This window comes from Antrihabitans stalactiti (genome assembly GCF_012932915.1).
GTDB lineage: Bacteria > Actinomycetota > Actinomycetes > Mycobacteriales > Mycobacteriaceae > Antrihabitans > Antrihabitans stalactiti.
In genome coordinates, this window is record NZ_VCQU01000005.1 from 50,844 (window position 1) to 76,919 (window position 26,076).

21 protein-coding genes are annotated in these 26,076 nt (G+C 63.1%); 4 read left to right on the forward strand and 17 right to left on the reverse strand.

The window, feature by feature from the left end; genetic code table 11:
- Positions 1-29: 29 nt before the first annotated feature.
- From fdxA to FGL95_RS15410, 10 genes are all read right to left on the reverse strand, one after another.
- Positions 30-395, reverse strand: a complete 366-nt coding sequence (fdxA, locus tag FGL95_RS15365; protein WP_169589065.1) for a ferredoxin — start codon at positions 393-395, stop codon at positions 30-32.
- Positions 395-1,438, reverse strand: coding sequence for an oxygenase MpaB family protein (locus tag FGL95_RS15370; protein ID WP_169588330.1), 1,044 nt, complete (start codon positions 1,436-1,438; stop codon positions 395-397). Before FGL95_RS15370 ends, fdxA begins: the two co-directional genes overlap by 1 nt.
- A gap of 102 nt (positions 1,439-1,540) precedes the next feature.
- Positions 1,541-3,718, reverse strand: coding sequence for a 1,4-alpha-glucan branching protein GlgB (gene glgB / locus FGL95_RS15375; protein ID WP_169588332.1), 2,178 nt, complete (start codon positions 3,716-3,718; stop codon positions 1,541-1,543).
- On the reverse strand, positions 3,715-5,706 hold the full coding sequence (locus tag FGL95_RS15380; RefSeq protein WP_338079869.1) for an alpha-1,4-glucan--maltose-1-phosphate maltosyltransferase: 1,992 nt from the start codon (positions 5,704-5,706) through the stop codon (positions 3,715-3,717). The genes glgB and FGL95_RS15380 overlap by 4 nt, the downstream gene beginning before the upstream one ends.
- A gap of 36 nt (positions 5,707-5,742) precedes the next feature.
- Positions 5,743-6,963, reverse strand: coding sequence for a glucose-1-phosphate adenylyltransferase (gene glgC / locus FGL95_RS15385; RefSeq protein WP_169588334.1), 1,221 nt, complete (start codon positions 6,961-6,963; stop codon positions 5,743-5,745).
- Positions 6,963-8,147, reverse strand: a complete 1,185-nt coding sequence (gene glgA, locus FGL95_RS15390; RefSeq protein ID WP_169588336.1) for a glycogen synthase — start codon at positions 8,145-8,147, stop codon at positions 6,963-6,965. Before glgA ends, glgC begins: the two co-directional genes overlap by 1 nt.
- A complete protein-coding gene (pgm, locus tag FGL95_RS15395) occupies positions 8,144-9,781 on the reverse strand; it encodes a phosphoglucomutase (alpha-D-glucose-1,6-bisphosphate-dependent) (protein WP_169588338.1) in 1,638 nt (545 codons plus the stop codon). The genes glgA and pgm overlap by 4 nt, the downstream gene beginning before the upstream one ends.
- A gap of 24 nt (positions 9,782-9,805) precedes the next feature.
- Positions 9,806-11,098: an ABC transporter substrate-binding protein gene (locus FGL95_RS15400; protein ID WP_169588340.1), complete on the reverse strand. Its 1,293-nt coding sequence runs from the start codon at positions 11,096-11,098 to the stop codon at positions 9,806-9,808.
- On the reverse strand, positions 11,095-12,423 hold the full coding sequence (fucP, locus tag FGL95_RS15405; protein WP_169588342.1) for an L-fucose:H+ symporter permease: 1,329 nt from the start codon (positions 12,421-12,423) through the stop codon (positions 11,095-11,097). Before fucP ends, FGL95_RS15400 begins: the two co-directional genes overlap by 4 nt.
- Positions 12,424-12,668: 245 nt before the next feature.
- The gene (locus FGL95_RS15410) at positions 12,669-13,340 is read right to left on the reverse strand and encodes an HAD-IA family hydrolase (RefSeq protein ID WP_169588344.1); all 672 of its coding nucleotides are present in this window, start codon (positions 13,338-13,340) and stop codon (positions 12,669-12,671) included.
- A gap of 180 nt (positions 13,341-13,520) precedes the next feature.
- Here FGL95_RS15410 and FGL95_RS15415 point away from each other — a divergent pair, with 180 nt between their 5' ends.
- Complete coding sequence (locus FGL95_RS15415) at positions 13,521-14,714, forward strand: MFS transporter (RefSeq protein ID WP_338079870.1); 1,194 nt, start codon at positions 13,521-13,523, stop codon at positions 14,712-14,714.
- 15 nt (positions 14,715-14,729) lie between these two features.
- Here the strand turns inward: FGL95_RS15415 and FGL95_RS15420 are convergent, their stop codons facing one another.
- Genes FGL95_RS15420 through FGL95_RS15430 form a run of 3 tightly spaced genes read right to left on the reverse strand, consistent with a single transcriptional unit; the run spans position 14,730 to position 16,638 of the window.
- Positions 14,730-15,188 (reverse strand): DUF2231 domain-containing protein, encoded by a 459-nt coding sequence (locus FGL95_RS15420; RefSeq protein ID WP_169588348.1) that lies wholly within the window; start codon positions 15,186-15,188, stop codon positions 14,730-14,732.
- A gap of 24 nt (positions 15,189-15,212) precedes the next feature.
- On the reverse strand, positions 15,213-15,635 hold the full coding sequence (locus FGL95_RS15425; protein WP_169588350.1) for a DUF6069 family protein: 423 nt from the start codon (positions 15,633-15,635) through the stop codon (positions 15,213-15,215).
- Positions 15,636-15,690: 55 nt separating this feature from the next.
- Entirely contained in the window at positions 15,691-16,638 is a 948-nt protein-coding gene (locus FGL95_RS15430; RefSeq protein WP_420838051.1) for a formylglycine-generating enzyme family protein, read from the reverse strand.
- A gap of 93 nt (positions 16,639-16,731) precedes the next feature.
- On the opposite strand from FGL95_RS15430, the gene FGL95_RS15435 reads away from it, so the two are divergent.
- Positions 16,732-18,363 carry a sulfatase family protein gene (locus FGL95_RS15435; protein WP_169588352.1) on the forward strand — a complete coding sequence of 544 codons (1,632 nt, stop codon included), beginning with the start codon at positions 16,732-16,734 and terminating at the stop codon, positions 18,361-18,363.
- Between the two features lie 48 nt (positions 18,364-18,411).
- Here the strand turns inward: FGL95_RS15435 and FGL95_RS15440 are convergent, their stop codons facing one another.
- Genes FGL95_RS15440 through FGL95_RS15450 form a run of 3 tightly spaced genes read right to left on the reverse strand, consistent with a single transcriptional unit; the run spans position 18,412 to position 23,042 of the window.
- Positions 18,412-19,302, reverse strand: coding sequence for a pseudouridine synthase (locus tag FGL95_RS15440; RefSeq protein ID WP_169588354.1), 891 nt, complete (start codon positions 19,300-19,302; stop codon positions 18,412-18,414).
- Between the two features lie 3 nt (positions 19,303-19,305).
- On the reverse strand, positions 19,306-20,736 hold the full coding sequence (locus tag FGL95_RS15445; protein ID WP_169588356.1) for an HAD-IB family hydrolase: 1,431 nt from the start codon (positions 20,734-20,736) through the stop codon (positions 19,306-19,308).
- Positions 20,737-20,738: 2 nt separating this feature from the next.
- The gene (locus FGL95_RS15450; protein ID WP_169589071.1) at positions 20,739-23,042 is read right to left on the reverse strand and encodes a glycerol-3-phosphate 1-O-acyltransferase; all 2,304 of its coding nucleotides are present in this window, start codon (positions 23,040-23,042) and stop codon (positions 20,739-20,741) included.
- 98 nt (positions 23,043-23,140) lie between these two features.
- Here FGL95_RS15450 and FGL95_RS15455 point away from each other — a divergent pair, with 98 nt between their 5' ends.
- On the forward strand, positions 23,141-23,908 hold the full coding sequence (locus FGL95_RS15455; RefSeq protein ID WP_169588358.1) for a DUF2127 domain-containing protein: 768 nt from the start codon (positions 23,141-23,143) through the stop codon (positions 23,906-23,908).
- Complete coding sequence (locus tag FGL95_RS15460) at positions 23,905-25,095, forward strand: MFS transporter (RefSeq protein WP_420838052.1); 1,191 nt, start codon at positions 23,905-23,907, stop codon at positions 25,093-25,095. The genes FGL95_RS15455 and FGL95_RS15460 overlap by 4 nt, the downstream gene beginning before the upstream one ends.
- On the opposite strand, the gene FGL95_RS15465 is transcribed toward FGL95_RS15460, so the two are convergent.
- A complete protein-coding gene (locus FGL95_RS15465; RefSeq protein ID WP_169588360.1) occupies positions 25,069-26,013 on the reverse strand; it encodes an ABC transporter substrate-binding protein in 945 nt (314 codons plus the stop codon). The genes FGL95_RS15460 and FGL95_RS15465 overlap by 27 nt on opposite strands.
- Positions 26,014-26,076 lie beyond the last annotated feature (63 nt).

The window sequence follows — 26,076 nt, forward strand, 5'->3', positions numbered from 1 at the left end:
GTATCCGACCAGCGAGGACGCGGACGAGATCACCTCAGCAGCCGGCGTCCGAGCCGGGCCACCGACACCCATACCGGCGGCGGCGCTTCCCGGCGCGGCGGCGACACAGTGCGCGGTGGCACCGTCGCGACGAACGGGGCTTCGTTGTTCGGCGTCCTGTTGCCGCCGAAGAAGTCGACGTTCGCGCTGGCGTAGCCAACCCACTCGCTGGGCAGATCCTGCTCGAAGTAGATCGCATCGACTGGGCACACCGGTTCACAAGCCGAGCAGTCGATGCATTCGTCGGGACGGATGTAGAGCTTGCGTCCGCCTTCGTAGATGCAATCGACGGGGCATTCGTCGGTGCAGGCCTTGTCCATCACGTCGACGCACGGCTCGGCGATGACGTACGACATCACATGGCTTGGCTATGAACGAACGGAGAGTGTTCGTTGTCGGAGTACTGGTTGCCCGGCCCAGCTTGCCGAACCCGCAGGTGCAAGTCCTCCCGAATCGAGGCGTCAGCCAGCGGCAAGTTCGGGTCGGCCTCGAACGCCTGCTGCATCATGCCCCAGCCTTCGGGGCTGACCGGTATGGCGGCGTTGCGCAGTGGGCCCTTCGCCTGAGCCGTCGCCACCGCCCGGACAGTCAACTCAGCCAACCGCACAGTCAGCTTCGATGGATGAAACCTGGCCATTTCCAACAGGTCTGGTGTGAGATGTCGCGAGACAGCGGTGGCGACGACACGCAGCACCGGCGCGGCGACAGCCATCGGCCATGCCGGCTCCATCGGTGAGCGCATCAGGAAGTCGACATCCCGGACGCCTTTGAGGCCCAATGCCATTCGCGGCATCCAACCAAGCGCAATCTCCCGGCAGCCTTCGAAGGTGAGCGGCACATCTTTGGGATCGACGCCGACCAGCTGCGCGAACGGCACGTTCTCTGCGGCGAATCGGTCCTTGTCCGACTTGCTCAGCCCCGGACCGAACTGGCCGTAGCACTCGGCCAAGCTCACGATGCCGAGCGCGTGCGTCCAGAGCGCCATCTCGAGGTCGGTGCCGTGGTACTCCCGGCCGGTGATCGGGTCCATTCCGTTGATGTGCGAGTGCACGCGGAACAGCGTCCGGCCGGCGCGAATGGCGGATTCCGAGTCCCCGAACGAAGCCATCTGGAAGAACATGATCGACCGCCGGGCGCGGGTGATCGGATCGGTGCGCATCACGCTGTGGGTCGAGACCGACTCGGCCACGCGGGGGTCGAACAGCACCTCGATCGCGCCCCGATAGATGCCGAGCACCAGACTGAGCGGACTCTTCTTGCCCAACTCCCAAGTGAGCGATTCTGGTCCGTAGAAGCCGTTGTCGGGCCGCGGCGCGAGCCGGACCGCATTCATCCGCTCCACGTCCTTGACCAGGTACTGATCGACGTTTTTGCGCACTTCGGCGACGTTGATACCCATTCGGAGAACTCCCTTGTTCCACGGAAGCGGCATACGTTCGATGCGCGCTGCAGTTATCGTGACATCATTATCACGATAATGCAATCACGAAATTAATCCAGATCAGCTCGATCTGTCGGGGACGAGCCAGATCGCGCTGAGCGGGGCCAGGGCGATCTGCGCGGATGCGGGGAGTCCGTTCCTCGATTCGTTCGACGCCTCGACCGCGCCGAAGTTTCCGACGCCACCTCCGCCGTATGCCTGCGCGTCGGTGTTGAGTACTTCGATCCATCGTCCTGCGGAGGGAAGGCCGATCCGATAGGTGGCGTGCAATGAGCCGGACAAGTTGTAGATACACGCCACCACGCCGCCGTCGGAACCGAAGCGCAAGAAGCTGACGACGTTGTCGTCACGGTCGTCGGCGTTGATCCAGGAGTAGCCCTGCGGTGAGGTGTCTTGATTCCACAGCGCGGGACGGGCTTTGTATGCGTTGTTGAGGTCGGTCACGAGGCGGAAGATGCCGCGGTGTCTGTCGTCGTCGAGCAGGTACCAGTCCAGCGACCGTTCCTCCGACCACTCACGGACCTGACCGAATTCTTGACCCATGAAGAGCAACTGCTTGCCGGGGTGCGCCCACATATAGGCGAGGAAGCTACGCAGCCCAGCGGCCTTGTCGTAATCACCACCCGGCATCCGGGTCCATAGCGTGCCTTTGCCGTGGACGACCTCGTCGTGGCTGATCGGCAGCAGGTAGTTCTCGCTCCAGGCGTACATCGCCGAGAACGTGATCTCGTTGTGGTGATACGAGCGGTGAATCGGGTCGTGCGCGAAGTAGTCGAGCGTGTCGTGCATCCAGCCCATGCTCCACTTCATGTTGAAGCCGAGCCCGCCATCCGAAGTTGCGCGCGTAACCCCAGGCCAATCGGTGGACTCCTCGGCGATGGTTGCCACTCCACGGTGCACCTTGTGCACGGTTGCATTCATCTCCTGCAGAAACGCGACAGCCTCGAGGTTCTCGCGCCCGCCGTGGATGTTCGGCGTCCAGCCGCCCTCGTCCTTCGAGAAGTCGAGGTAGAGCATCGACGCGACCGCGTCCACGCGCAGCCCGTCGACGTGGAATTCGTCCATCCAGTACAACGCGTTGGCGACGAGGAAGTTGCGGACCTCCGAGCGACCGAAGTCGAAAACGTAGGTGCCCCAGTCGAGTTGCTCGCCGCGGCGAGGGTCGGCGTGTTCGTACAGGGGTGTGCCGTCGAAGCGTGCCAGCGCCCACGCGTCTTTGGGGAAATGCGCGGGGACCCAGTCAACGAGCACCGAGATGCCTGCGGAGTGCAGATGGTCGACGAAGTACCGGAAGTCGTCGGGACTGCCGAAGCGAGCCGTCGGCGCGAAGTACGACGTGACCTGATAACCCCACGAGCCGCCGAACGGATGCTCGGCGATCGGCAGCAATTCGACGTGCGTGAATCCGCATTCGTTGACGTAATCCGCCAGCTCGTGCGCGAGAGATCGGTAGTCCAGGCCGCGCCGCCAGGACCCGAGATGCACCTCGTACACGCTCATCGGCGCAGTGCTGGGTTCGGTCTCGGCGCGTGTGGCCAGCCAATCGCGGTCGCGCCATTCGTAGCGGCTGGTGGTGACGACGGACGCGGTGTCGGGCGGAATCTCGGTGCGCATCGCCATCGGGTCGGCTTTGTCGCGGACGACGCCGTCGCTGCCGTGGATGCGGAACTTGTACCGCGTCCCGTCGCCGACGTCGGGGACGAACAGTTCCCACACCCCGGTCGAGCCGAGCACGCGCATGGGGGTGCGGTTGCCTGACCAATACTCGAAGTCGCCGATCACGGTGACCCCGCGTGCATTCGGTGCCCAGACCGCGAACGACGTGCCGGTGACGTCGCCGTCGGGCGTCGTGTACGTGCGAACATGGGCACCGAGGATGTCCCAGAGCCGTTCGTGGCGGCCCTCTTTGAACAGATGGAGATCCAGGTCGCCGAGGGTCGGAAGGAAGCGGTAGCCGTCGGCGGTGACCAGTGGGTCTCCGCCGGGATAGGTCACGACCAGTCGGTAGTCGATCAAGTCGTGGATCGGCACGAGAGCACTGAACAACCCGTCCGCAACGTGTTCGAGCGGGTAGTCGACGCCACCGATGCGCGCCGCGACCAACTCTGCCTGCGGTCGCAGGGTCCGGATGATCGTGCCATCTCGGTGTGGATGCGCGCCGAGGATCGAATGGGGGTCGTGGTGTTCACCGCGGGCAAGTCGATCCAGGTCTGCCGCGGTGGGCGCTCCGGTACTCATCGGACCACCGGCAACGCGAGAATGTGTGCGACCGCTTTCCATGGCTCCAACCGGATGAAGTTGGTTTGGCCCCAATGATATTCCTCGCCGCTGACCTCGTCGTATACGGGAAAGTGATCGTGCCAGTCGTGCCCGATTGCGGGCATGTCGATGTGGATCGTGCCGGCTTCGGGGCCGAACGGGTTGAGGTTGACGATGACGAGAACCGCGTCACCGGTCGCCGGATCGACTTTGGAGTAAGCAATCAGGGCGTCGTTGTCGATGTGGTGAAAATGGATGTTGCGCAGCTGCTGCAACGATGGGTGCGCACGGCGGATTTCGTTGAGCCGAGTTATCCAGGGCTCCAACGATTCTCCGCGAGACCGCGCACCAGCGAAGTCGCGAGGACGGAGCTGGTACTTCTCCGAGTCGAGGTACTCCTCGCTGCCCTCCCGGACCGCTTGGTGCTCGAACAGTTCGTAACCGGAGTACACGCCCCAAGTGGGCGCGAGGGTTGCCGCGAGTGTGGCTCGTAACGCGAACATGCCCGGACCGCCGTATTGCAGGCTCTCGTGCAGGATGTCGGGGGTGTTGACGAACAGGTTCGGCCGGGCTTCGTCGGCTTTCGAGGCGATCTCGGTACCGAATTCGGTGAGCTCCCACTTCGCGACTCGCCACGTGAAATACGTGTAGGACTGCGTGAATCCGCGCCGAGCCAGTCCGTAGAGGCGAGCGGGACGAGTGAACGCTTCGGCGAGGAACAGGACGTCCGGGTCCGTGGTGTGGACCTGCTCGATCAGCCACTCCCAGAAGTCCGGTGGCTTGGTGTGTGGATTGTCGACCCGAAATATCTTCACTCCCAACGAAATCCAGTGCCGCACTACGTCCAGCACGGCGGTGTAGATCCCGTCGGGATCGATGTCGAAATTCACCGGGTAAATGTCCTGGTACTTCTTCGGCGGATTCTCCGCATACGCGATCGAACCGTCCGGCAACACAGTGAACCAATCCTGATGCGTTTGTGCCCAAGGGTGATCGGGCGCGCACTGGAGTGCAAGATCCAGTGCGACTTCCATATTGAGCTTCGCCGCCGCCGCGACGAAGCTCGTGAAATCTGCTTCGGTACCCAATTCCGGATGGATCGCGTCGTGGCCGCCCTCGGCGGACCCGATTGCCCACGGCGAGCCGACATCGTCGGGACCGGGAGTCAGAGTGTTGTTGGGACCCTTGCGGTTTACTCGTCCGATCGGGTGGATCGGCGGTAGGTACACCACGTCGAAACCCATCGCAGCAATCCGCGGAAGGTCGGCGGCCGCGGTCGCGAAAGTACCGTGCACCGGCCGGCCGTGGTCGTCCCAGCCGCCGGTCGAGCGTGGAAACAGCTCGTACCAGGAACCGAACAATGCGCGCCGACGGTCGACATGTACGGACCGCACACCGCTGCGGGTGACCAAGTCGCGCAACGGATATACGTTCAGCAACTCCGTGACGTCACCGGCGAATGCCGGTGCCACCCGGGCGTGCAACTGGGCATCCCCGCGCAACGACTGCGCCACTTCGGCGAGGCGTGAGCGCTCACCGCGCGGAGCCTTTCGTGCGACCTGATCGAACAGCCGCGCCCCGATTTCCAATTCGTTGGCCAGGTCTGCCGCGCTTTGCCCGACCGCCAGCTTCGCCTCCAGGCCGTGCCGCCAGGTCGTGATCGGGTCGCCCCAGGCTTCGATGCGGAACTGCCACACACCCTCCGACGTCGGCGTGAACGATGCTTCGAACACGTCGGGCTCGGCGGCGGGGTGCATCCGTACCCGCAGCGTTTTGCCGCCGGGCTCTCGGACAGCCACGTTTGCAGCGACGGCGTCGTGCCCTTCGCGCCACACGACCGCGCGGATCGGAAACACCTCGCCCACAACCGCTTTAGCAGCCCGACCACCGGGGATCGTCGGCCACACCTCATCGATCGCGATGCGACCCGTCCGGGTTGGCAAGCGGATGTCTTCTGCAATCGACACTGGGTGTGGCCTCCTGGTTTTGTTGGTTGAGCGTGGTCACCGCACGGCGAGGGCACCTTTGCCCAGCACGACGATGCCGTTGTCGCTGACGTGATAGTGGCTGCGATCGCGGCCGAGGTCGACGCCGATGTGAGCGCCTGCCGGAACCTCGACGTTCTTGTCGAGAATCGCGCGCCGCACAACGGCCCCGGCGCCGACTCGCACGCGGTCGCACAAGATCGAGTCCTGCACCACTGCGCCTTGTTCGAGGAACACTCCCGGTGACAAGACCGAATTCACGACCTGCGCTCCGGACACGATGCACCCCGCGCTGACCATGGAATCCTGCGCCACGCCGCCTGCAATGAACTTTGCCGGCGGGCGTTGTGAGGGGAGCGCGAAGATCGGCCACTCCTCGTTGTAGAGGTTGAACACCGGAAGTGGCGAAATCAGGTCCTGATGTGCGTCGTAGTAGGCGTCGATCGTTCCGACGTCGCGCCAGTAGCCGTGGTCGCGCTCGGTTTCGCCGGGCACCACGTTCGAGTTGAAGTCGTAGACGCCGGCTTCACCCCGTGCCACCAGTTGCGGCACGATGTCGCCGCCCATGTCGTGCCGCGATGTCGGGTCCGCGGCGTCTTGTGCGAGTGCGTCTTTGAGGGCCTCCGTGGAGAACACGTAATTGCCCATCGATACGAAAGACTCGTCGGGCGAATCGGGCAGTCCCGGTGGATCGGCGGGCTTCTCCAGGAACTCCGAGATGGTGGTGCCGTCTTCGGTGTGAATGACGCCGAACGCCGACGCCTGGTCACGAGGGACACGAATACCGGCGACCGTGACACCTGCGCCGGACTCGACATGCTGCTCGATCATCTGCGCGGGATCCATGCGATAGACGTTGTCTGCGCCGAACACCGCAACGATGTCGGGCGCCTCGTCGTGGATCAGGTTCATGCTCTGGTAGATCGCGTCGGCGCTGCCGAGATACCAATGCGGACCTCGCCGTTGCTGGGCAGGGACCGGTGTGACGTAGCCGCCGAGCAGCGACGCGAGTCGCCATGCGGTCGAAATGTGTCGGTCGAGCGAATGCGACTTGTACTGGGTCAGCACCGCGATTCGGTGGATGCCGCCGTTGACCATGTTCGACAGCACGAAGTCGATCATTCGATGCCCGCCGCCGAACGGCACCGCAGGCTTGGATCGGTCGAGAGTCAACGGCATGAGCCGCTTACCTTCCCCGCCTGCCAGGACGATGCCCAGTACCCGAGGCCTTTTCGTCATTACCGATTCCCCAGTCTGTTGTCGATGGCTCTGTTGTAAACCGAGAGAGTTCGCGCTGCGATCGCGTCCCATCCGTACTCTTCGATCGCGCGTCTGCGCCCGGCAAGGCCCATTCCGGTCGTGCGTTCGGGGTCGTCCAGCAGTTCGTTCACCTTTTCGGTGAATTTCGCTTCGAACGCCCGCGGGTCGGCACTGTCATATGGCACGAGTAGCCCGGTTGAGCCATTGATAACCACATCCGGGATTCCGCCTACCTCGCTGGCGACCACAGCGGTCTCGCATGCCATCGCCTCGAGGTTCACAATTCCCTGCGGCTCGTACACCGATGGACACGCGAAAACGGTCGATCCGGAGAGCAGCTGGATGATCTCGTTCTGCGGCAGCATGCCCGGAATCCAATGCACCCCATCGCGATTGGCCTGCAGCTCGGTGACCAATCCGGTGAACTCCGCCTTCAGCTCGGCAGTGTCAGGCTCGCCCGCGCACAGCACAAGCTGAGCGTCCGGGCGGAACCCGGCGGCCGCACGGACCAGATGCGCGACGCCTTTCTGCCTCGTCACCCGTCCGACGAACAGCACGGTCGGCCGGTTGGGGTCGATGCCGTGCTTGGCCCAGGCCGATCGGTCGTCGGTCGGCTGGTAGAGCTGCGAGTCGATGCCGTTCGGGATGACGGTCACGCGGTCCGGGTGCACCTCCGGGTAGAGGCGGACGATGTCGGACCGCATCGCATGGCTGACTGCGATGATCGCGTCGGCGTTGTCGATCGCCGTCTTCTCCGCCCAGCACGACAACGCGTAGCCGCCACCGAGTTGCTCGACTTTCCACGGCCGCAACGGCTCCAGCGAATGCGTCGTCACGACATGCGGAATGTCGTACAGCAGTTTGGCTATGTGACCAGCGAGATTGGCGTACCAGGTGTGGCTGTGGACCAGGTCGCGATCGGCCACGGCGGCGGCCATCGACAGGTCGACCGACAGCGTCGACAACGCCGGATTCGCACCCTTGGTCGCCGTCGCAGGCACGTGACCATGCGCCGGGGCGGTCTCCGACACCCGATCGGCACCCCACGCATGGACCGCGAGGTCGACCAACGACCGCAGTTCGCGAGAAAGAAAGTCGACGTGCACGCCTGCGCCGCCGTAGACGTCCGGCGGGTACTCGCGAGTCAGCAACCCGACCTTCATGAGGCGCCGCCCAACGCTGTGGCCACGACCTCGCGTGCCTCGCTTTGGATCTGGCTCAGATGTTCGGGACCGCGGAAGCTCTCGGCGTAGATCTTGTAGGCATCCTCGGTTCCCGATGGCCTGGCGGCGAACCAGCCGGATTCGGTGATCACCTTCACCCCGCCGAGTGCCTCGTTGTTGCCCGGCGCAGCGGTCAGTCTGGCGACGATCGGCTCGCCCGCCAACTCGGTCGCCGTCACGTCATTTCCGGAGAGCTTGCCGAGTAGCGCCTTGTCCTCCCGCGTGGAGGCGACGTCGATACGCGCATAGGCAGGGGTGCCGAACTTTCCGGTGAGCTTTTCGTAGTGCTGCGAAGGGCTTTCGCCCGTGACCGCCTGAATTTCCGAAGCGAGGAGCGCCAAGATGATGCCGTCCTTATCCGTTGTCCACACTTTTCCGTCGGAGCGCAGGTACGACGCTCCGGCGCTTTCTTCACCGCCGAAGCCTAGGTCGCCGCTGACCAAACCGGGCACGAACCATTTGAAGCCGACGGGCACCTCCAACAGTCGCCGACCTAGATCGGCGGCCACTCTGTCGATCATTGACGAGCTGACCATCGTTTTGCCGACAGCCGCGTCCGGCGACCACCCCGGCCTGTTGCGGTAGAGGTAGTCGATGGCAACGGCGAGAAAATGATTGGGGTTCATCAGCCCGTGATCGGCGGTCACGATGCCGTGCCGGTCGGAGTCGGCGTCGTTGCCGGTCGCGATGTCGAACTCCGACTTCCGTTGTACCAGTGATGCCATCGCGTAGGGGGAGGAGCAGTCCATGCGGATCTTGCCGTCCCAGTCGAGAGTCATGAACCCGAACTGCGGGTCGACGACGTCGTTGACGACCGTGAGATCGAGGCCGTGCCGCTCAGCAATGACGCCCCAGTAGGCAACCGACGCACCACCCAACGGGTCCGCGCCGATCCGCACGCCCGCGTCGCGAATCGCGGCGAAGTTGATCATGGCAGGCAGGTCGTCGACGTAGTGACCGGTGAAGTCATACGCTTGAGTTTCTGCACGTTCGAACGGAATTCGCTTGACACCGGCCAGTTTCGCGACGAGGAGTTCATTAGCCCGGCCGGCGATCCAGGAAGTCGCGTCGACGTTGGCAGGCCCACCATCGGGTCCGTTGTATTTGAAGCCGCCGTCACGAGGCGGATTGTGCGACGGGGTGATCACCACGCCGTCGGCGAGCGGTCCCGAGTTGTTCGCGTTGTGCCGCAGAATCGCATGCGACACCGCGGGCGTCGGCGTGTAGCCGCCCGCGTCGTCGTCGACGATGGTGACGTCGTTCGCCGCGAACACTTCGATAGCGGTGCGCCAAGCCGGCTCCGACAACGCATGCGTGTCGCGCCCGACGAAAAGCGGTCCGGTAGTGCCTTGTTGGGCCCGGTACTCGCAGATCGCCTGGCTGGTCGCAGCGATGTGGTCGTCGTTGAACGTGGTGTCGAACGACGAGCCGCGGTGGCCCGAGGTGCCGAAAGCGACCCGCTGCACGGGTATCGCCGGATCGGGGTGCCCGTCGTGATATGCGGCGAGCAGCGCCTCGACGTCGATGAGATCCTCGGCAGTCGCGCGGGTTCCGGCTCGGGGGTTGGAAGGCATTGATAGTGACCTTTGATCGAGGGGTTATGGAGGCGGGATCCGACCACTGACGGCGTCTTCGAGAGCCGTGACGAACACTCCGGTGTCGCGGCTGTCGGCAAACGCCGACACACCGTCGTAGAAGCCTTGCTCGAATGTGGTGCTCATTGCTTCCCCGTGCACGATGGACAACAGCACATTGCTGTCGCGGAGCACGCGGGCGGTTTGTTGTTGATAAGGCGACAACGAATCCAGCGGAACATCGGTCCGTAGCGGTACGGAACCCTTGACCGCGTTGAACGCGAGTGTTGTTTTGGGCGAACCGACTACGGCCAGGAAGTCGAGCGCATTCTGACCGTTCGAGGTGTTCTGGGCGACGACGAACGTATCGACGACTGCGAGGAACTGGTCAGCGGTCTCGGGGTAGGCGACGTAACCGAAATCCTTACCCTCCTCGGCACCGTCGGCCCGCAGCTCGCCGTAGACCGAGTCGTTCATGACCAAGAAGCCGCAGCCGCCGCTGGCGAGTTTCTTTGTCGCCTGGTCCCACGTCAACGTGTGAGCGGCAGGGTCCGCGTGGTCGAGAACGGTGTTCAACTCCTGCAACGCCGCCTTCACAGCGTCGCTGTCCCACTTGAACCGGTCTTTGATGATTGCGGCCCAGCCGTCGCTGCCGATCTTGCTCAGCAAGATGTTCTCGAAGAGCTCTGCCGTGGTGAAGTTGTCCTTGCTGCCCAGGCACAGCGGTGTCACCCCTGCCTTCTTCAAGGTCTCGAGATCGGCGAGGAATGTGGCGCTCGAATATCCGCTCTCGGGCGCTTTGATCCCGGCCTTCTCCAGGACCGCTGTGTTGAACCAGAGCATGTTGCTGCGATGGGCTCCCGACGGCACACCGAACTGTTTGCCGTCCACCGTGACGGCGTCCATGATGACCGCGGGAAGTGCGGAACCGAGTCCGTCCTTCTGAAATGCGCCACTGACGTCGGCAATTCGGTTCCGGTCGACATATTCTTCGAGCGACTTTCCGATGAATGTCTGCCAGACATCGGGCGGATTACCGCTGCGCAGTCGCTCGGCCAAGGCAACAACCGCGTTGCTCCCCGCGCCACCGCTGACCGCACTGTTCACGACTTCCACGCCTGGGTGGGTGGCACGGAAATCATCGAACAGAATTGTCAGCGCTTTTGCTTCCGACCCCGAGGTCCACCAGGACAGCACGTCGAGATGATTGGTTTTGTCCGTCGACGGCGGTTTTGCATCCGATCCCGTACGCGAGCAACCACCCAGCACGAGAATTAGTGCTGCCGTTATCGCAATCCAGCGGCTCGAGCTGTTCATGCCGCCACCGCCTTCGTCTCTGCATCAACATCGTGTGCCGCCGCTCGTAGGTCGTAGGCGGCGAACGCCGTCACCACCGCAAAGCAGACGGCAGGCACGATGAACGAAATCGCCGGAGTGGTCGCGTCGAGCACCGCACCCTGAACGAGGGGCATGATTGCGCCGCCGACAATGGCCATGACCAGTCCGGCCGCGCCGAACTTCGTCGCCGGTCCGAGGCCCTGCAGCGCGACGCCGTAGATGGTCGGGAACATCAGCGAAAGGCAGAACGACACAGCGACCAGCGCCACGAGGCCCGCGATGTTCGGCGAAACCATCGCAAACAGACACAACAGAATGGCAAGCAAACCCAGTGCAGCGAGCACCTTGGTCGCTCGAATCTTGCCGATCACCCAGGTCATGATGAACCGGGAGATCAGGAAGACGATGAGACTGATCTGCAGGACGAGACCGCCCAGTGACAAGCTGCCGTCGACGGCTTGCTGGGTGTACTGAATGAGATAAGTCCAGGTACAGACCTGTGCCGCAACATTGAAGAACTGTGCGACGACGCCGAATTTATAGCGGCGATTCTTTGCGAGGATCCGGAAGGCCGCGCGTGCGCCGGTGCCCGCGCTGTCGGGGAACTCTTCTTTGATCTTGGGTGCCTTGTTGATTGCCACGATCAACCAGACGATGACGAGCACCGACGCGAGGCCGATGTACGGACCCATCACGGCGCCGAGTTCGCCCGCCCGGATCGTCCGGACTTGCTCGGGGGAGAGCGACGCTAGGTCCACGGGCTCGCCGAGCTTGGGCAAGATCAACGTCGCGGCCAACAGCACCCCGATATTCGTTCCGAGTGGGTTGAAGGCCTGGGCGAAGTTCAGTCGCCGGGTCGCCGTCGCCTCCGGGCCGAGCGAGATGACGTACGGGTTGGCAGACGTTTCCAGGATCGAGCAGCCGGCGGCCATCGCGAACAGCGCGACGAGGAACGCCTCGTAGGTCATGATCTTGCTCGCCGGATAGAACGCGAACGCGCCGATCGCCGCCAGACCGAGTCCGCTCAGCAGCCCCACTTTGTAGCCGAAACGTTCATTGATGAACGCGGCAGGAAGTGCCAATAGGAAGTAAGCACCGAAATACGCCAACTGCACCAGGGATGCCTGGAAAGTGGACATGTCGAAAATATTCTTGAACCCAGCGACCATGGGCGTTGTCAGGTCGGCAGCGACGCCCCACAACAAAAAACAACAGATAAGAACAATAAACAACATGCCCATTTTTGGATAAACAAGTCGCGTCGTACCTTTGGTTTCTTTCGGCGACGTTTCGGTAGTAGTCATACCGGGACCTTGCCGTTCATAGATTTCTCCTCACTCCGGACGCTGGCCGAAAAGGCCTGCTACACAGCGACACTCGGAGTTGAAGAGCAAATTCAACAGACGGGAACTAAATCGATGTGACTCGAATCACACTAGGGCCGATTAATGCCTCTGGCAAGAGTCCGGCGCGAACCGGTGCAACGCCGACGCTTGTGAGTCTTTTCGGAGTCCCTGGACTCCAAAAAGACTCACAATGAGTGCGCGTTTCAGCGGCAGGTGCGGACCGCTGCGGGGTCGAAGCGCGGCGAGATGTGGATCTGATCGCCGTCCGGGTCGGTGTTGAGTTCGTCGAAGTCGACGATTCTCGGCAACCGGCCGTCGAAGTACGTCAAGCCACCGACCACGACGGTCGAAGCACCACTCGCGACACCCGCCTGGACCCCGGCGAGCGAATCTTCGAAGACAACACAGTCGGTGATGTCGACACCGAGCGTGGCTGCGGCGCGGCGGTAGCCTTGGGGATCGGGCTTGCCGATCGTGACGTCTTCGACGGTCACGAGGACCTCGGGAACAGGTATTCCGGCCGCAACGAGCCGCTTCAAGGCCAGATTCCGATGTGCCGACGTGACAATCGCCCATCGGTCGCTCGGCAAGCTGTGCACAAACTCTGGGGCGCCGACGATCGGGGCGATGACGTCGGTGGCGCGCTCATCGATTGCACGAATGCGCGCGGCCTCCTGCTCGATGTCGGACTTGCTCGCGACGAACCGACGGACTGTCGCAATTGCCGGCCTGCCGTGCGAGAACGCAATGACTTCTTCGGCGCGAAGACCATGCCTGACGGCGAAGTCGATCCATGCCCGCTCCACCACAGCAGTCGAATCGACGAGCGTGCCGTCCATATCGAAAAGCATTGCAGCAGCTGAGAGCTCGAGCATCGACGTACCTTCCGTGGGCCAACTCTCTACGCTAGCCGGGATCGGCAGAAGTCGCATCGACGGGCTCGTCACATCGGCCGATAAGTGTGAGCCGGCCCATTCGACCTACACCGGTGCGTTGTAAGTCGTGGGTGGAAACGCTGTTTCACAATCGGTTGGTTGATGTCTAGGTTTGACGCGGTGAACCAACGCACGAGCCGCTGGTCGGCAGTGATCGCTTTCGCCTTCGTCGGCGCCGCGACGCAATTGCTATGGCTCACCTTTGCTCCCGTCACCACGGCCGCTGCCGAGCACTACGGCGTCTCGGAATCGGCGATCGGCTGGCTGGCAAACGTCTTTCCGCTGCTCTACGTCGTGTTGGCGATCCCCGCGGGTCTATTGCTCGACCGCTGGTTCAGCTTGGCATTGTCGGCGGGGGCAATTCTGACCGCTGTGGGCGGGGTCATCCGCTTGGTCGGTGACGACTTCGCGTGGGTGCTGATCGGACAGACGCTCATCGCCGTCGCGCAACCGCTGGTGCTCAATGCGATCACCGGAATCACCGGTCGGTATCTCGCCGAGCAATACCGCGCCGCCGGCATCGCCGTCGGTTCTGCCAGCACGTTCGGCGGAATGATCCTGGCATTCTTACTCGGCGCCATCTTGCCGGACGGCGATCAACTGCCGACTTTGATCGCGATCGGCGCCATCTTCGCGGTGGTTGCTGCTGTCGTGTTGGTGCTTGCGTTGCGTACGCCCGGCCAACATCACCATGCGCGGCCACCGGCCGGATTGGGCGCGTTGCGAATTGCGTGGAGCGACCCGTTCATCAGACGGCTGTGCCTTCTTGTGTTCTTTCCGTTCGGTACCTTCGTCGCCCTGACAACCTTCGCGCAGCCGTTGCTCGAGCCCGCCGGTGTCAGTTCGTCGACGACGAGTGTGGTCTTGCTGCTGAACGTCGTCGCGGGCGTCGTCGGCTGCGCGGTGTTGCCGATTGTTGCAGCCAAGCGTGGGTGGGAGCTGAGCATTCCCGCGGTCGGCGGGTTGGCCGCCGCGATGGGATGCGTTGCCATGGCGTTGGCTCCAGGTGCGGTGGTCGCGGGCGTCGCTCTGGTGCTGATCGGGTTCCTGCTCTTGCCCGCGCTCCCGATTGTTCTCGAACTGACCGAACGCAGATCCGGCGCCGCTGAGGGCACTGCTGCCGGCCTCATCTGGATGTCCGGCAATCTCGGTGGGCTGGTCGTCGCAACGGTGGTCGGGCTGCTGGTCCACCATCCAGGGCCGGCCTTCTTCATCGCCGCTATCGCGGCGGTCCTTGCGTTGCCGGTGCTCGCTCGCCTACGTCCGTACCTACACCCAACCCCCGTGCGTGAGTTTGGCCCCTCTGGGGGCTAAATTCACGCACAGTTACTAGGGCTGCCCGCCCCAGACGGCCTGGGCGCCGGAGTCGCCGACGCGAACGGTCTGCACGATCGTCGCGACGCTGACGAGGATGCTGACCGCCGCGATGGCATACACGACAACCGGTTTGAGCGACCTCGACTTGACCTCGGCTGCGTGTATTGCCGTCACCCCGGCGGCGCCGACGGCCAAGGCGATGGCGAACCACAGCATTGTGTCGCCGAGTTCGGCGTGATGGTCGAGCAGCGGTGGATTGCCGAGCCGGTCATTGAGCGATTCGCCTGCGTCGGTCGTCAACGGCGTCAGCACCAGAACGAACAGCGCGGCGGGGAGCAAGAGCCACACGAACCGTCTTCGGGCGCCGGGCCAGACCGCGCACAGAATCACAAGGAGAGCGGTCAACGGCGCGAGCACCACAACGAAATGAACGAGGAGCGGATGAGCTGGCAGGCCGTTGATGGTGGACATGCACTCTCCTCTATGTGCGCGAGGTCAGGCCGTCCGACCGCGCTGCATGGATTCCAGCCCGACGAAGATCGCAATTGCCAAGACTACGTGCATCGCGGCCAGGGCGATGGTGCTTACGCCGTCGAAAGCGGCGTCGATCGTGAGATAGATCGTGCCCAGCGCGAGCACCGGCCCGATCACCTGCGCAACCCGAATCACGCTGGACCAGTACGGAACCAGCAGTGCCGCGACCGTCATTCCGATAAGTGCCGGGACGATGGTCAACATGATCACGCCACCCGGTGCTGCAGAGTTCACTTTGCCGTCTTGAGCGAACTCGAACGAGCCGCCGGCGACCAAACCGATCAGCCAGATGACGACGTTGACGACGAGCGCTCCGACGATTGTGAAAGCAATTGCCTTGGTACGACTCAATGCGGGGGGTTGGGTGATCTTGGTTGTTGTCATGCCGCAATTCTGCAACCCCAACCCAGCTCGAGGTCAAGCGACGGCAAAGACGGCGTCAAGACCGAACAATGCAACGGAACCCGAGGTGCGACGTAGCCGTGTCGACGGTCTGCGGCATGCGCGCTGCGGGGCGGTACCGCTGGCAATAATTGGGTGCGCACAGGTGCGAGCCGCCTTTGATCACCCGACGCGGGATGCGGATGCCTTGGGCCACCTCCGCTGGGTCGTAGCTCGAATCACGCTCCCCACCAATCGGATCAGGTGCTACGCAGCAGGCGTGCTGGACCTTGTCGTGATTCTGGAACCAATCGGACGTCCACTCCCAGACGTTGCCGATCATGTCGTACAAGTCGTAACCGTTCGGCGGAAACGAGCCGACGGGTGCAGTCCACTTGTAGCCGTCCGGCATGTCGTTGCGCGTCGGGAACTGGCCGTGCCACGTGTTGGCCATGAATCGACCGTCCGGCGTCAACTCGTCGCCGCCCCAGGCATATTCAGCACCGTCCAGACCGCCACGGGCAGCGAATTCCCACTCGGCTTCGGTCGGCAATTCCTTACCGGCCCACGCCGCATACGCCTCGACGTCGTCCCATGCGACGTGCACGACCGGGTGAGTGGCATGGCCGCGAATCGTCGACTCCGGACCGCGCGGATGCAACCAATCGGCGCCTGGCACGAACCGCCACCAGTTGTAGTGGTTGCGAAGGTCGACGGGCTGCGCGGGCTGGACGAAAACCGTAGACGCCGGGACCAACATTTCCGGTTGTGCTCCCGGGTAGTCGGCGGGGTCGGGCGCGCGCTGGGCAACGGTCACGTAGCCGGTCTCCCGCACGAACTTCCGATACTGCGCATTTGTCACCTGGAATCGATCGATCCAGAACCCACCGACCGAAACGCGATGTACAGGCGCTTCTTCCGGGTAGTGGCGGTCCGAGCCCATGAGGTATTCGCCGCCAGGTATCCACACCATGTCGGCATCCGGCGAAGGCGGGATGGGAGTCATCGATCCTGACCTTAATCGTCGTCGCCTCGATAGAATCATCGCGTTCGTTTTGCGATGTTTGCACAAATTGCTCTGTCGAATCAGCGAGGCATCATGACCTTCGGCGATCTGCCCAAACGGCCCAACATTCTCATCGTCATCACCGACCAAGAGCGCGAGGTGATGCATTGGCCGGAAGGGTGGGCCGAAGAGAACCTCCCGGCTCGCAATCGCCTCCTGGCCAACGGTCTGCAATTCACCAGCGCGCAATGCAACGCTGCCGCGTGTTCGGCGAGCCGCGCGACGCTGATGACTGGTCGGTATCCGACCGAACATGGCGTCAAGAACCTGGTCACCAGCGACGACCCGAAAAGTGAAGTGCAACGGCACCTTCAAGTGCTGCCGAGCCGATTGCCGAACCTGGCAAATGTGATGGCGACCGCCGGATATCACGTCGTGCTCAAGGGAAAGCTGCATCTCACGCGCCCGGTCGAGTACAACGCCGAGCGCAAGCGTTTCTACTGGTCCGCCGCAGACAAGGAACATCTCGCCGACCGCTACGGCTTCCACGAGTGGAATCCGCCGGACATGAGCGATCCCACCAGCCTGACCGACCTCGGCGGCGGGTCGATCAACAACGACGGCCGGTTCGTCGACGGTAGCGGTACTGCTGCGGGAGAAGTCGTCCCACGCGACGAGCTTTTCCGCGAAAGCGCGGTCAACTTCCTCAACACCTACGACGGCGACAAGCCATTCTGTCTGTTCGTGGGTTTGGTGAACCCCCACGACGTACAGGAGTACCCCGGACGCGGCCTGCGGGGGCTCAAGGGCGGACACCTGAAGCCGACATTCGGTCAAGGCGGTTATCACCTGGAGGATTTCAAGGATCTGCCGATCGACCTGCCGCCGAGCGTCGACGACGATCTCTCTACGAAGCCGAGCGCCCACGCGGCATTCCGCAAATTCCTCGCCATCGGTACCGGACACGTCCGGACGCGCGAAAGACAGCTGACGTACGCGCGGTTCTACGCCTACCTGCACCAACAAGTCGATCAGCAGATCATGAAGTTGCTCGACGCGCTCGACGCCAACAACCTCACCAACGACACGCTCATCGTGCGCATGAGCGACCACGGCGAACTGGGCATGGCGCACGGGCGCGGGCGACAGAAGTTCTACAACGCTTACCGCGAAACGCTCAGCGTCCCATTGATCTTCTCGAACCCGCGGGCTTTCCCGCAGCCCCAGCAGACCGACGCGTTTGCGAGCCTGATAGATATTCTGCCGACGCTTGCCACCATCGCCGACGTGCCCGACGCTGACACGTACGGCTTCAAGGGGCGCGACCTGACTCCGATCCTGTTGGATCCGACAACGACCGTGCAGGACGCGCTCCACTTCACCTACGAGGACGACGTCTTTCCGGTCGAGGGAGCACGATTCATTCGAGCGATCGTCGAGAAGGGGTGGAAGTACGCGGTGTACTTCGATCCGTACGGCGGCGCTCCGATCGAGTACGAAATGTACGACCTCACAAACGATCCGCTGGAAATGAAGAACCTGGCGCACGCGAAGCACAGCACGCCCGAATCCGAATTCGAACGCGCTCGGCTGCACACTCGCCTGACCGAGATGATGCGAGAGAACCTCACGATGCCCGACGAGATTCGCTGGCCCGAGGTCTCGGATTTCTCGCCGAACTCGCAACTCGCCGACATCGAAGAAGACGAGCCTGCGTCGGTGTAGCTCCATACCCTCGTGAGTCTTTTCGGAGTCTATAGACTCCGAAAAGACTCACGAGAGTAAGGGGGAGTGGAGGATTCGGCGGCTTTCGAATCGGCGGTGAAGTCCGCTGAACGGGTCGTCGAACTCGATCGATCTGGCGAGCAGCCGAAGCGGCTGGGAATAGTCGTCGGGCGCCACATCCCGGACAGTCGGGTACAGCGAATCGCCGACGATCGGAATGCCGAGCGAACTCAGATGGACGCGGAGTTGGTGCGTCTTACCGGTTTTCGGCTCCAATGCGTATCGCGCGTTGTCGCCGACGCGCTCGACCAACGCTATCCGCGTTTCAGCATTCGGCTCGCCCGGAACTTCCTGGGCTTGAAGGACGCTCCGCTCCTTGATGATCCGGCTACGGACCGTACGGGGAAACTGCAAGGCCGGATCGAACCCCGCGACCGCTTCGTAGGTTTTGCGCACGGACCGCTCGGCGAACAACATCTGGTACGCCCGCCTTACGGCGGGCCGCATCGTGAACACCAGGACCCCTGCGGTCAGCCGATCGAGGCGATGCGCCGGACTGAGTTCTGGCAGATCGAGGTCGCGCCGCAGCCGGACCAGTGCCGATTCGACGATGAAGCCGCCGCGCGGCGTGCTTGCGAGGAAATGGGGTTTGTCGACGACGAGGAGGTTGTCGTCGCGGTGCAGGATGTCGATCTCGAAAGGGACCCGCGGTTCGACGGGTGGGTCGCGGTAGAGGTAGACGAAACGAACTGCTGCATAAGGGGTTTCCGTGGTGATCGGCGTCCCCGACTCGTCGACGACTTCGCGTTCGGCAATCTTCTCGTGCAGCCGGACTGCGTCGTCGGGAAACCGTGCAAGCAGATAGTCGACGACGGTTGCCCAATCTCCTTGGGGCAGTCGCAGTCTGGTGGGGTTCAGTCCGTCGCGGACCGGAAGCATGCGTCAGCCTTTCGGCCACGCGACCAGCGCGTCGACGAACATTTGGCGCACCGCCGCGATTCGCTTGTCGAGATCGTCGGTGGTCCAGTCGCTGACATCGATCGGGTCGAGCACTGCCACGTCGACCGTGCCGGATCGGACCATGTTGCTGTTGCGCCACATCAGCTCGCCGGCATTTCGGATGACGACAGGAATGATTGGGACACCTGCCTGCATCGCGATATGAAAAGCGCCCTTCTTGAACGGTCCGACGGTCGGTGTGACCGATCGCGTGCCCTCCGGGGCGATGATGATCGAGAGCCCGCCGCGAAGTGTGTCGACCACAGGTCCCAGCTGCTCGACCGCTTTGGCCGAGTTGCGCCGGTCCAGGAACGTCGCGCCCATGTAGCGAAAGACCGGTCCCATGAACGGGTGACTCGCGATTTCCTGTTTGCTGATCCCGGTGAACCCTTCTCGCAACACCTTTGCGAGGACGAACATGTCGAGGGCGCTCTGGTGATTGAAGATGAACACCGCTGGCCGAGGCGACTCAGCGTTGTGCGCACCCACCACTCGAACGTCGATTCCAGCCAACTTGAGGGTGAAGTCGCCGGAACGGGAGATGACTCCGTTTCGGCCGCGGACCTGATTGCGGCTGGCCAACCCGGCACCGACGCCCGTCGCGACCGCGCCGGCGAATCCGCCTAGTGCACCAGCCGTTCGGGCAGCACCCAACGGACCTTGAGGGGCGCGAGAACGGAATCGGATTATCGGCCAACGCCGTTCACCAGCCACGACCGTGAGCGTCCGGTCTGGGTTGACTGCAAGAGGCGCCCCGACGAGGGCGAGAAAGTCCGCGTCTTCACCGCCGTTCGAGTACGCGTAGCTGTTACTGAGATCGATCCCCTTGTCGGCAGCAAAGTTTCGGACCGCTCGGGCCTTACCGCCACGCCACAACGGATTCCCGTCGACGGCTCCGGTGACGACGCCGTCGATCACTTCGAGCTGCGTGCACAACACCGTCTCGACGCCGAGAGCGCTTGCGGCAGGCTCGATTTGAAATCGGGTTGCCGACGACGCGATCACCAACTCATGCCCAGCCGCCTCGTGTGCACGAATGAGCCGCCACGCTTCGGGGTAGAGATGGCCAGCGATGCGCTGGTCGAACAGTCGCTGACCGATTGCCTCCAACTGCTCCTCGGTGTGGCCCGCCCACCCGCTCAAGGCGAGGTCGATGAAGCGTTGGAACTCGGCTTCGGTCTTCCCGCCGCGCACACCCGACAGCATGGTCGCCGCAATTTCGCGCGGTGTCAGCTTTCCTGCGCGCACGAAATGACGAAAGAACGGTATGCCGCTGAATCCGTGCACGAGCGTTCCGTCGAAGTCGAAGAACGCACCGATCCTCGGACCCGTTGGACCGCTTCGTATCCGGGCGACCGCTTCGTCCAGCTCCACGCTCAGACCTTGCGGTTCGAGGCGTCGAGCGATTCGGCGCGGTCGATCCGGGCGCTCAAGGAGCGCAGCTCTTCCGCGAATTCCGCACGCCGCGTGCTGAGTTCGCTACCGCCAGGTTTGACGAGGTTGCGGTTCTCGGCGAGTTTCAGTGCGGAGGTGAACAATTCGGATGACACCGACTCGGGGCTGTGCAGACGCGCTTGCAGTAGCATCTGTTGCCCGACGCGCACACACTCGTCGAGGAATTCCTCGCGATCGATTTCCTTGTTCGGATCTCGCAACGCCAACCGCTCCACGACGACCAGTTGGGCGTCGAGGAACGACCGTAAGGTGCGGTGCACCATGATGAATCCGGTCGCGGTGAGCTTGTCGAGCAGTTCGGCCGGGGTGGGCGTCCGGTTCCGCCATTCCGGGTCGACCAGGAGCACCTCGTTCTCCATCTCGAGCGCGAACCCCTTGCGGTCCGGGAAGAAGAACTCGAACTTCAACAGATCACGAAGCCGCATGGCTTCGGCCCAGCCCTCGGCGAGTGGGTCGGTCGAGTCGCTATCGGCCGCGGTGAGGATCGACAGTTCGAGCAGCGAACGATTGACGAACCAGTGAATTGCGCTGTTGCGATAGAACGCTGCGATCAGGTGCTGGCCGGGTTCGATCGAGTACACGGGTTGCTCGCCCGCGGTGTACGACGTGACGACCTTCGCGTCGGCGAGCCGGGTCAGCACTCCGATGAGACCGAGACGGTCACGGAGGACCTGCAGCTCACCTTGCGGAATCTTGCGCTCCTCGATGTATTTCAGAACCGGATCCAAGATCGCCTGGATTTCGGGGATGGTCAGGGCTCGACCCCGAACGCCGAGCAGCGCAAGCGTCACCAGGGCGTTCGCGGCGATGGGAGTGATTCGGTTGATGCCGACGGCCACCTCGAACGCGACCTTCTGCACAGCCAGTCGCGAGCGAGCCTCATCGGGTGCCTCACCCGAGCTTGCCATGACATCGCCATGCGCGGTCAGCCGATCGCGTGCCGACAGGGGGCTGCCGATGCGGACGTAGACGTGCCCCGCGGAGTTCTGCTGGTTACGGATGTACTGCGCCATCCACGCCAGGCCTTCGGCTTTCTTCTTGCCGCCCAACTGTTCTTCGGCGATCGCGCCGAGTTCGTTGAGGCGCTCGTAGGTGATCGACACGGGAACCAGGAGTGCGTCGTCGACGCGACCGCTACGGACCGCTTGGGCCAGGTAGTTCAGTAGCCCGTACTTCGGTGGCCGCAACTTGCCGGTGCGCGTGCGCCCGCCCTCGAAGTACCACTCCATGTTGAACCGTTTCGCCAGCAAGTAGGCGAAGTATTCTTCGACGACGGCCTTGTAGATCTCGTCTTCGCCGAAGCTGCGTCGGATGAACACAGTGCCGGTCTTGCGGGCGATCGATCCGATCGGCCAGAAATTGAGGTTCGCGCCACCGATCAGATGGTTAGGCGGAAAGTCGTTCTGTGCCAGCACATCACCGAGCACGAACGCATCGACATAGGATCGGTGCGACGGTAGGAAGACGAGCGGATATTTGCGATTGAGTTTGCGGAGGTCCTCCAAGCCGGTCTCGTCCGAGTGGACCGTCCAGGCGCGCTTGTGGATCGGCGCCATCGCCTGGCTGAACAGATCCGATACGAGGCGGCTCTGCGTCGCCACGAGTTCGCGCAAGGCGTCCTCGGCGCGGTCGTAGGCGTCGTCGCGCGAAATGTCGGTGCGATCGGCGATGTCGTTCAGCTGTTTTTGGAAGGCCGGAGTGTCGAGGATTTCTTCGACGACGAGTCGCGGCACCTTGTAACGGTCACCGATCACGGACCGTTCCGCCCGCGCCAACGCAAGCACCGCACTACGAACTATGTAGCGCGCCAACGAACGTGGCGCCGGATCGCCGCTGGCTTCCAGATGTCGGGCGCGTAGCTCGCTCAGCAGCGCCGGCTCTCCAGTGAGGACACGATGCCGATCGGGGGAGCGCTTGACTATCCACTTCTGCGCCAGCCGATGCGGGTTGCGCGGATTCGACAGCGTCGCAAGGTCTCTGATCGACGAGCGGCGAACGCCGTCGCGTTCCTTCGGCAACCACAGCACTCGGACCGGAACGACATTTGGATCATCGCTGCGGCTGACCAGTTTGTCGACGATGTCGTCGACGGCCAGTTCCAGCTGAATAGGTGCCCGCCCGCCCGGTCCGAGTTCGAGTCCATCGGCTGCAAGCCACTGCGCGATTACCTCGCGTTCGACGGGGGTCGACGCCTCCGCGAGCACAACGGTGGTCTGTGGCTGCATGTCCGGCATAAAGATCATTCTCCTGACGCGTGTCCGTTCCCGTCGTACCTTTGCAACTTCCGACGTTAGGCCGCGTCTGGCATGACTAAGCTTCGACGATGGACTGGGCACTGCGGTCGTGTGCATGGCGGGGTCACGAAACATACAACCCAGACGAAGTACCGCTTCGCGCGCGGTTACACGTCGATACCCCGGTGGGCGATGCCTGGCGTTGCCTTCGGTGCGGAACCTTCGTTCCCGGTGAACCTGCGGGCAGCGGCCCGGCCGACGAAGCGCCCGAAGTGCCGCACGGCAGACTGCTGCGCGACCGTTGGTTGATGCGGGCGCTCGCGATCGAGCGTTTCCTTCGTGCGCTCGTGCTACTCGGAGTGGCGTACGGCGTGTTCAAGTTTCGGGCAGGACGAACTGATTTCAAGACCGCGTACGACGCCGATTTGCCCCTGCTGCGGCAACTGGCCGACCAGATCGGCTGGAACATCGACGACTCGAAGATCATCCACCTCTTCGAAAAGGCTTTGGACCTCTCCGACACGGCGCTGCTGTGGATCGGCCTCGCTATCTGCGCCTACGCAGCGCTGCAGATCATCGAGGCTGTCGGGTTGTGGATGGTGAAGCGCTGGGGTGAGTATTTTGCCGTCATCGCGACCAGCATCTTCCTGCCGCTGGAGATCTATGAACTGTCGGAGAAGATCACCGCGCTGCGGATCGGTGCGCTCCTGGTGAACATAGCGGCGGTCGTCTGGTTGATCTGGAGTAAGCGACTGTTCGGTGTCCGCGGCGGTGGCGAGGCTTACCACGCCGAACACAGCGCCGAGAGCCTCCTGACCGTGGAGCGGGCAGCCGCTTTGGCCACCGCTGACGCGTGAAAGCAATTCCGCTGACGCCGTGGCGGTTCATCGTCGGATTCGGCACCGTCAGCTTGCTGGCCGATCTCGTCTACGAAGGCGCCCGGTCGATCACCGGACCCCTGCTCGCATCGTTGGGTGCGACGGGGTTGGTGGTCGGCGTCGTGACCGGAATCGGCGAGGCGTCTGCGCTGTTGCTGCGACTGGTCTCCGGTCCGCTCACCGACCGCACGCGCGCCTTCTGGGCGTGGACGATCGCCGGCTACGCGCTCACCGTCATCACTGTTCCGGTGCTCGGCATCGCAGGTACGTTGTGGGTCGCATCGGCGTTGGTGATCGCCGAACGGGTCGGCAAAGCAGTCCGCAGTCCGGCGAAAGACACGTTGCTTTCGTACGCGTCGGCGGTCGCCGGCCGAGGTCGTGGGTTCGGCGTCCACGAGGCTATGGATCAGATCGGCGCCGTGACCGGCCCGCTCGTCGTCGCGGTGATGCTCGCCGTCACCGGCGGTGATTACGGTCCGACGCTGGGCGTGCTTGCGCTACCGGGTGTTGCCGTCGTCGCGATGCTGGTCTGGCTGCGGGGGCGCGTGCCGGACCCGTCGATCTACGAACCCACCCTCGCGCCGAAAGAACGGCCCACGGTCAGCGGCGTAGGCGATCGGTTGCCCCGCGAATTCTGGATCTATTCGATCTTCACCGCGATGACGATGCTCGGGTTCGCGACCTTCGGTCTCATCTCGTTCCATCTGGTCGTCGCTGACGTCGTCTCGGCACCGATGGTCCCCGTGTTGTATATCGCTGCGATGGCGGCAGATGCAGTCGCGGCGCTGGCGCTCGGCTTCGGCTACGACCGGACCGGTGCCCGAGTGCTCGTCGTGCTTCCGGTGTTGTCGGCACTGGTCCCGCTGCTCGCGTTCTCCCACAACATCGCGATGGTCGCTGCAGGCGTGCTGATTTGGGGTTGCGCGGTCGGCGTGCAGGAATCGACGCTGCGCGCGGTCGTGGCCGATCTTGTTGCACCGCAACGCCGGGCGACGGCGTACGGGTTGTATGCGGGCGCGATCGGCGTCGGTACCGCGGTCGGCGGTGCCCTGACCGGCTGGCTGTACGAGGTGTCTGTTCCGATTCTGATCGCGACAGTGATCGCTGTCCAAGTGGCCGCGATCGGAGTGTTGGCTGGGCTACTTGGCCGCGTTCGCCAGCGTTGATTGCAGCCGGTCGAGCACGTACGGAATCGATCCAGGGGAGAGTAGGTCGAGCCCGAGTCGGACGTTGTTGTCTGGGAACAGGATGCTGCCGCGCTGGACGGACGGCAGATTCGCATATGCGGGCAACGCGGTGAGGACGTTCTGCAATTCGGGTGTTCCGAAAACGACAAGCAGGTCGGTCGAGAAGTCGGGCAATTTGTCCAGCGGCAACGGGATCCGACCCGTTGGGCCGCCCTCTTGAATCAAGTTCTCGGGGATCTTCAGCCCGAGCCGGGTGAACAGCTCGGTGGTGCCACTGTTGGCGTCGGTGATCATCGCCAGTTCCGTCGGCGTGTCGATTGCCGCGGCCACGAATGTCTTGTCTTTCAAGCCTGGATTGCGGTCCGCCGCCGCCTGGATCCGACCGTTGAGATTGGCGATCTGGCTTTGCGCCTGGCCCTGTTTGTCGAGAATCTTGCCGAGACCATCGACCTCGGACTCCCACGAATCCAATTGACTGTTGCGAAGATTCGCCAGTGTGGGGGCGATGTCGTGCAGCCGGTCGTACAGGTCTTTGTTTCCCCCGAACGATGGAGTGAGAATCAGATCAGGGTGCAGATCGCGGACTTGCGCGACTATGTCGCCATTGATGTCGATGGGCTTGGAGTTCGGCAGCGCAGGTTCCCATGGTGCGGGGTGACCGGTCGCAATCGCGACGTCGTCCACATAACCCACCGGCTGGATCTGCAAAACCTGTGCGGCATCGAGCCATTGCGTTCCCATCGCGACGATTCGCTGAGGGATTCCGTAAATCGTCGCCGTGCCCAGCGAATGGCCGACGTTCACCTGACGCGCAGTATCGTCGCTACCCGTGATGGCCTCACACCCTGCGAGCAGTAGTGCGATCGCTGCTACGAATACCGAAATGCGCTGCTTCACCCTCGGACTCCTCGCTCCCAATAGCTGACATTAACAAGCGCAATGAATCGGTGAGTGACGCCG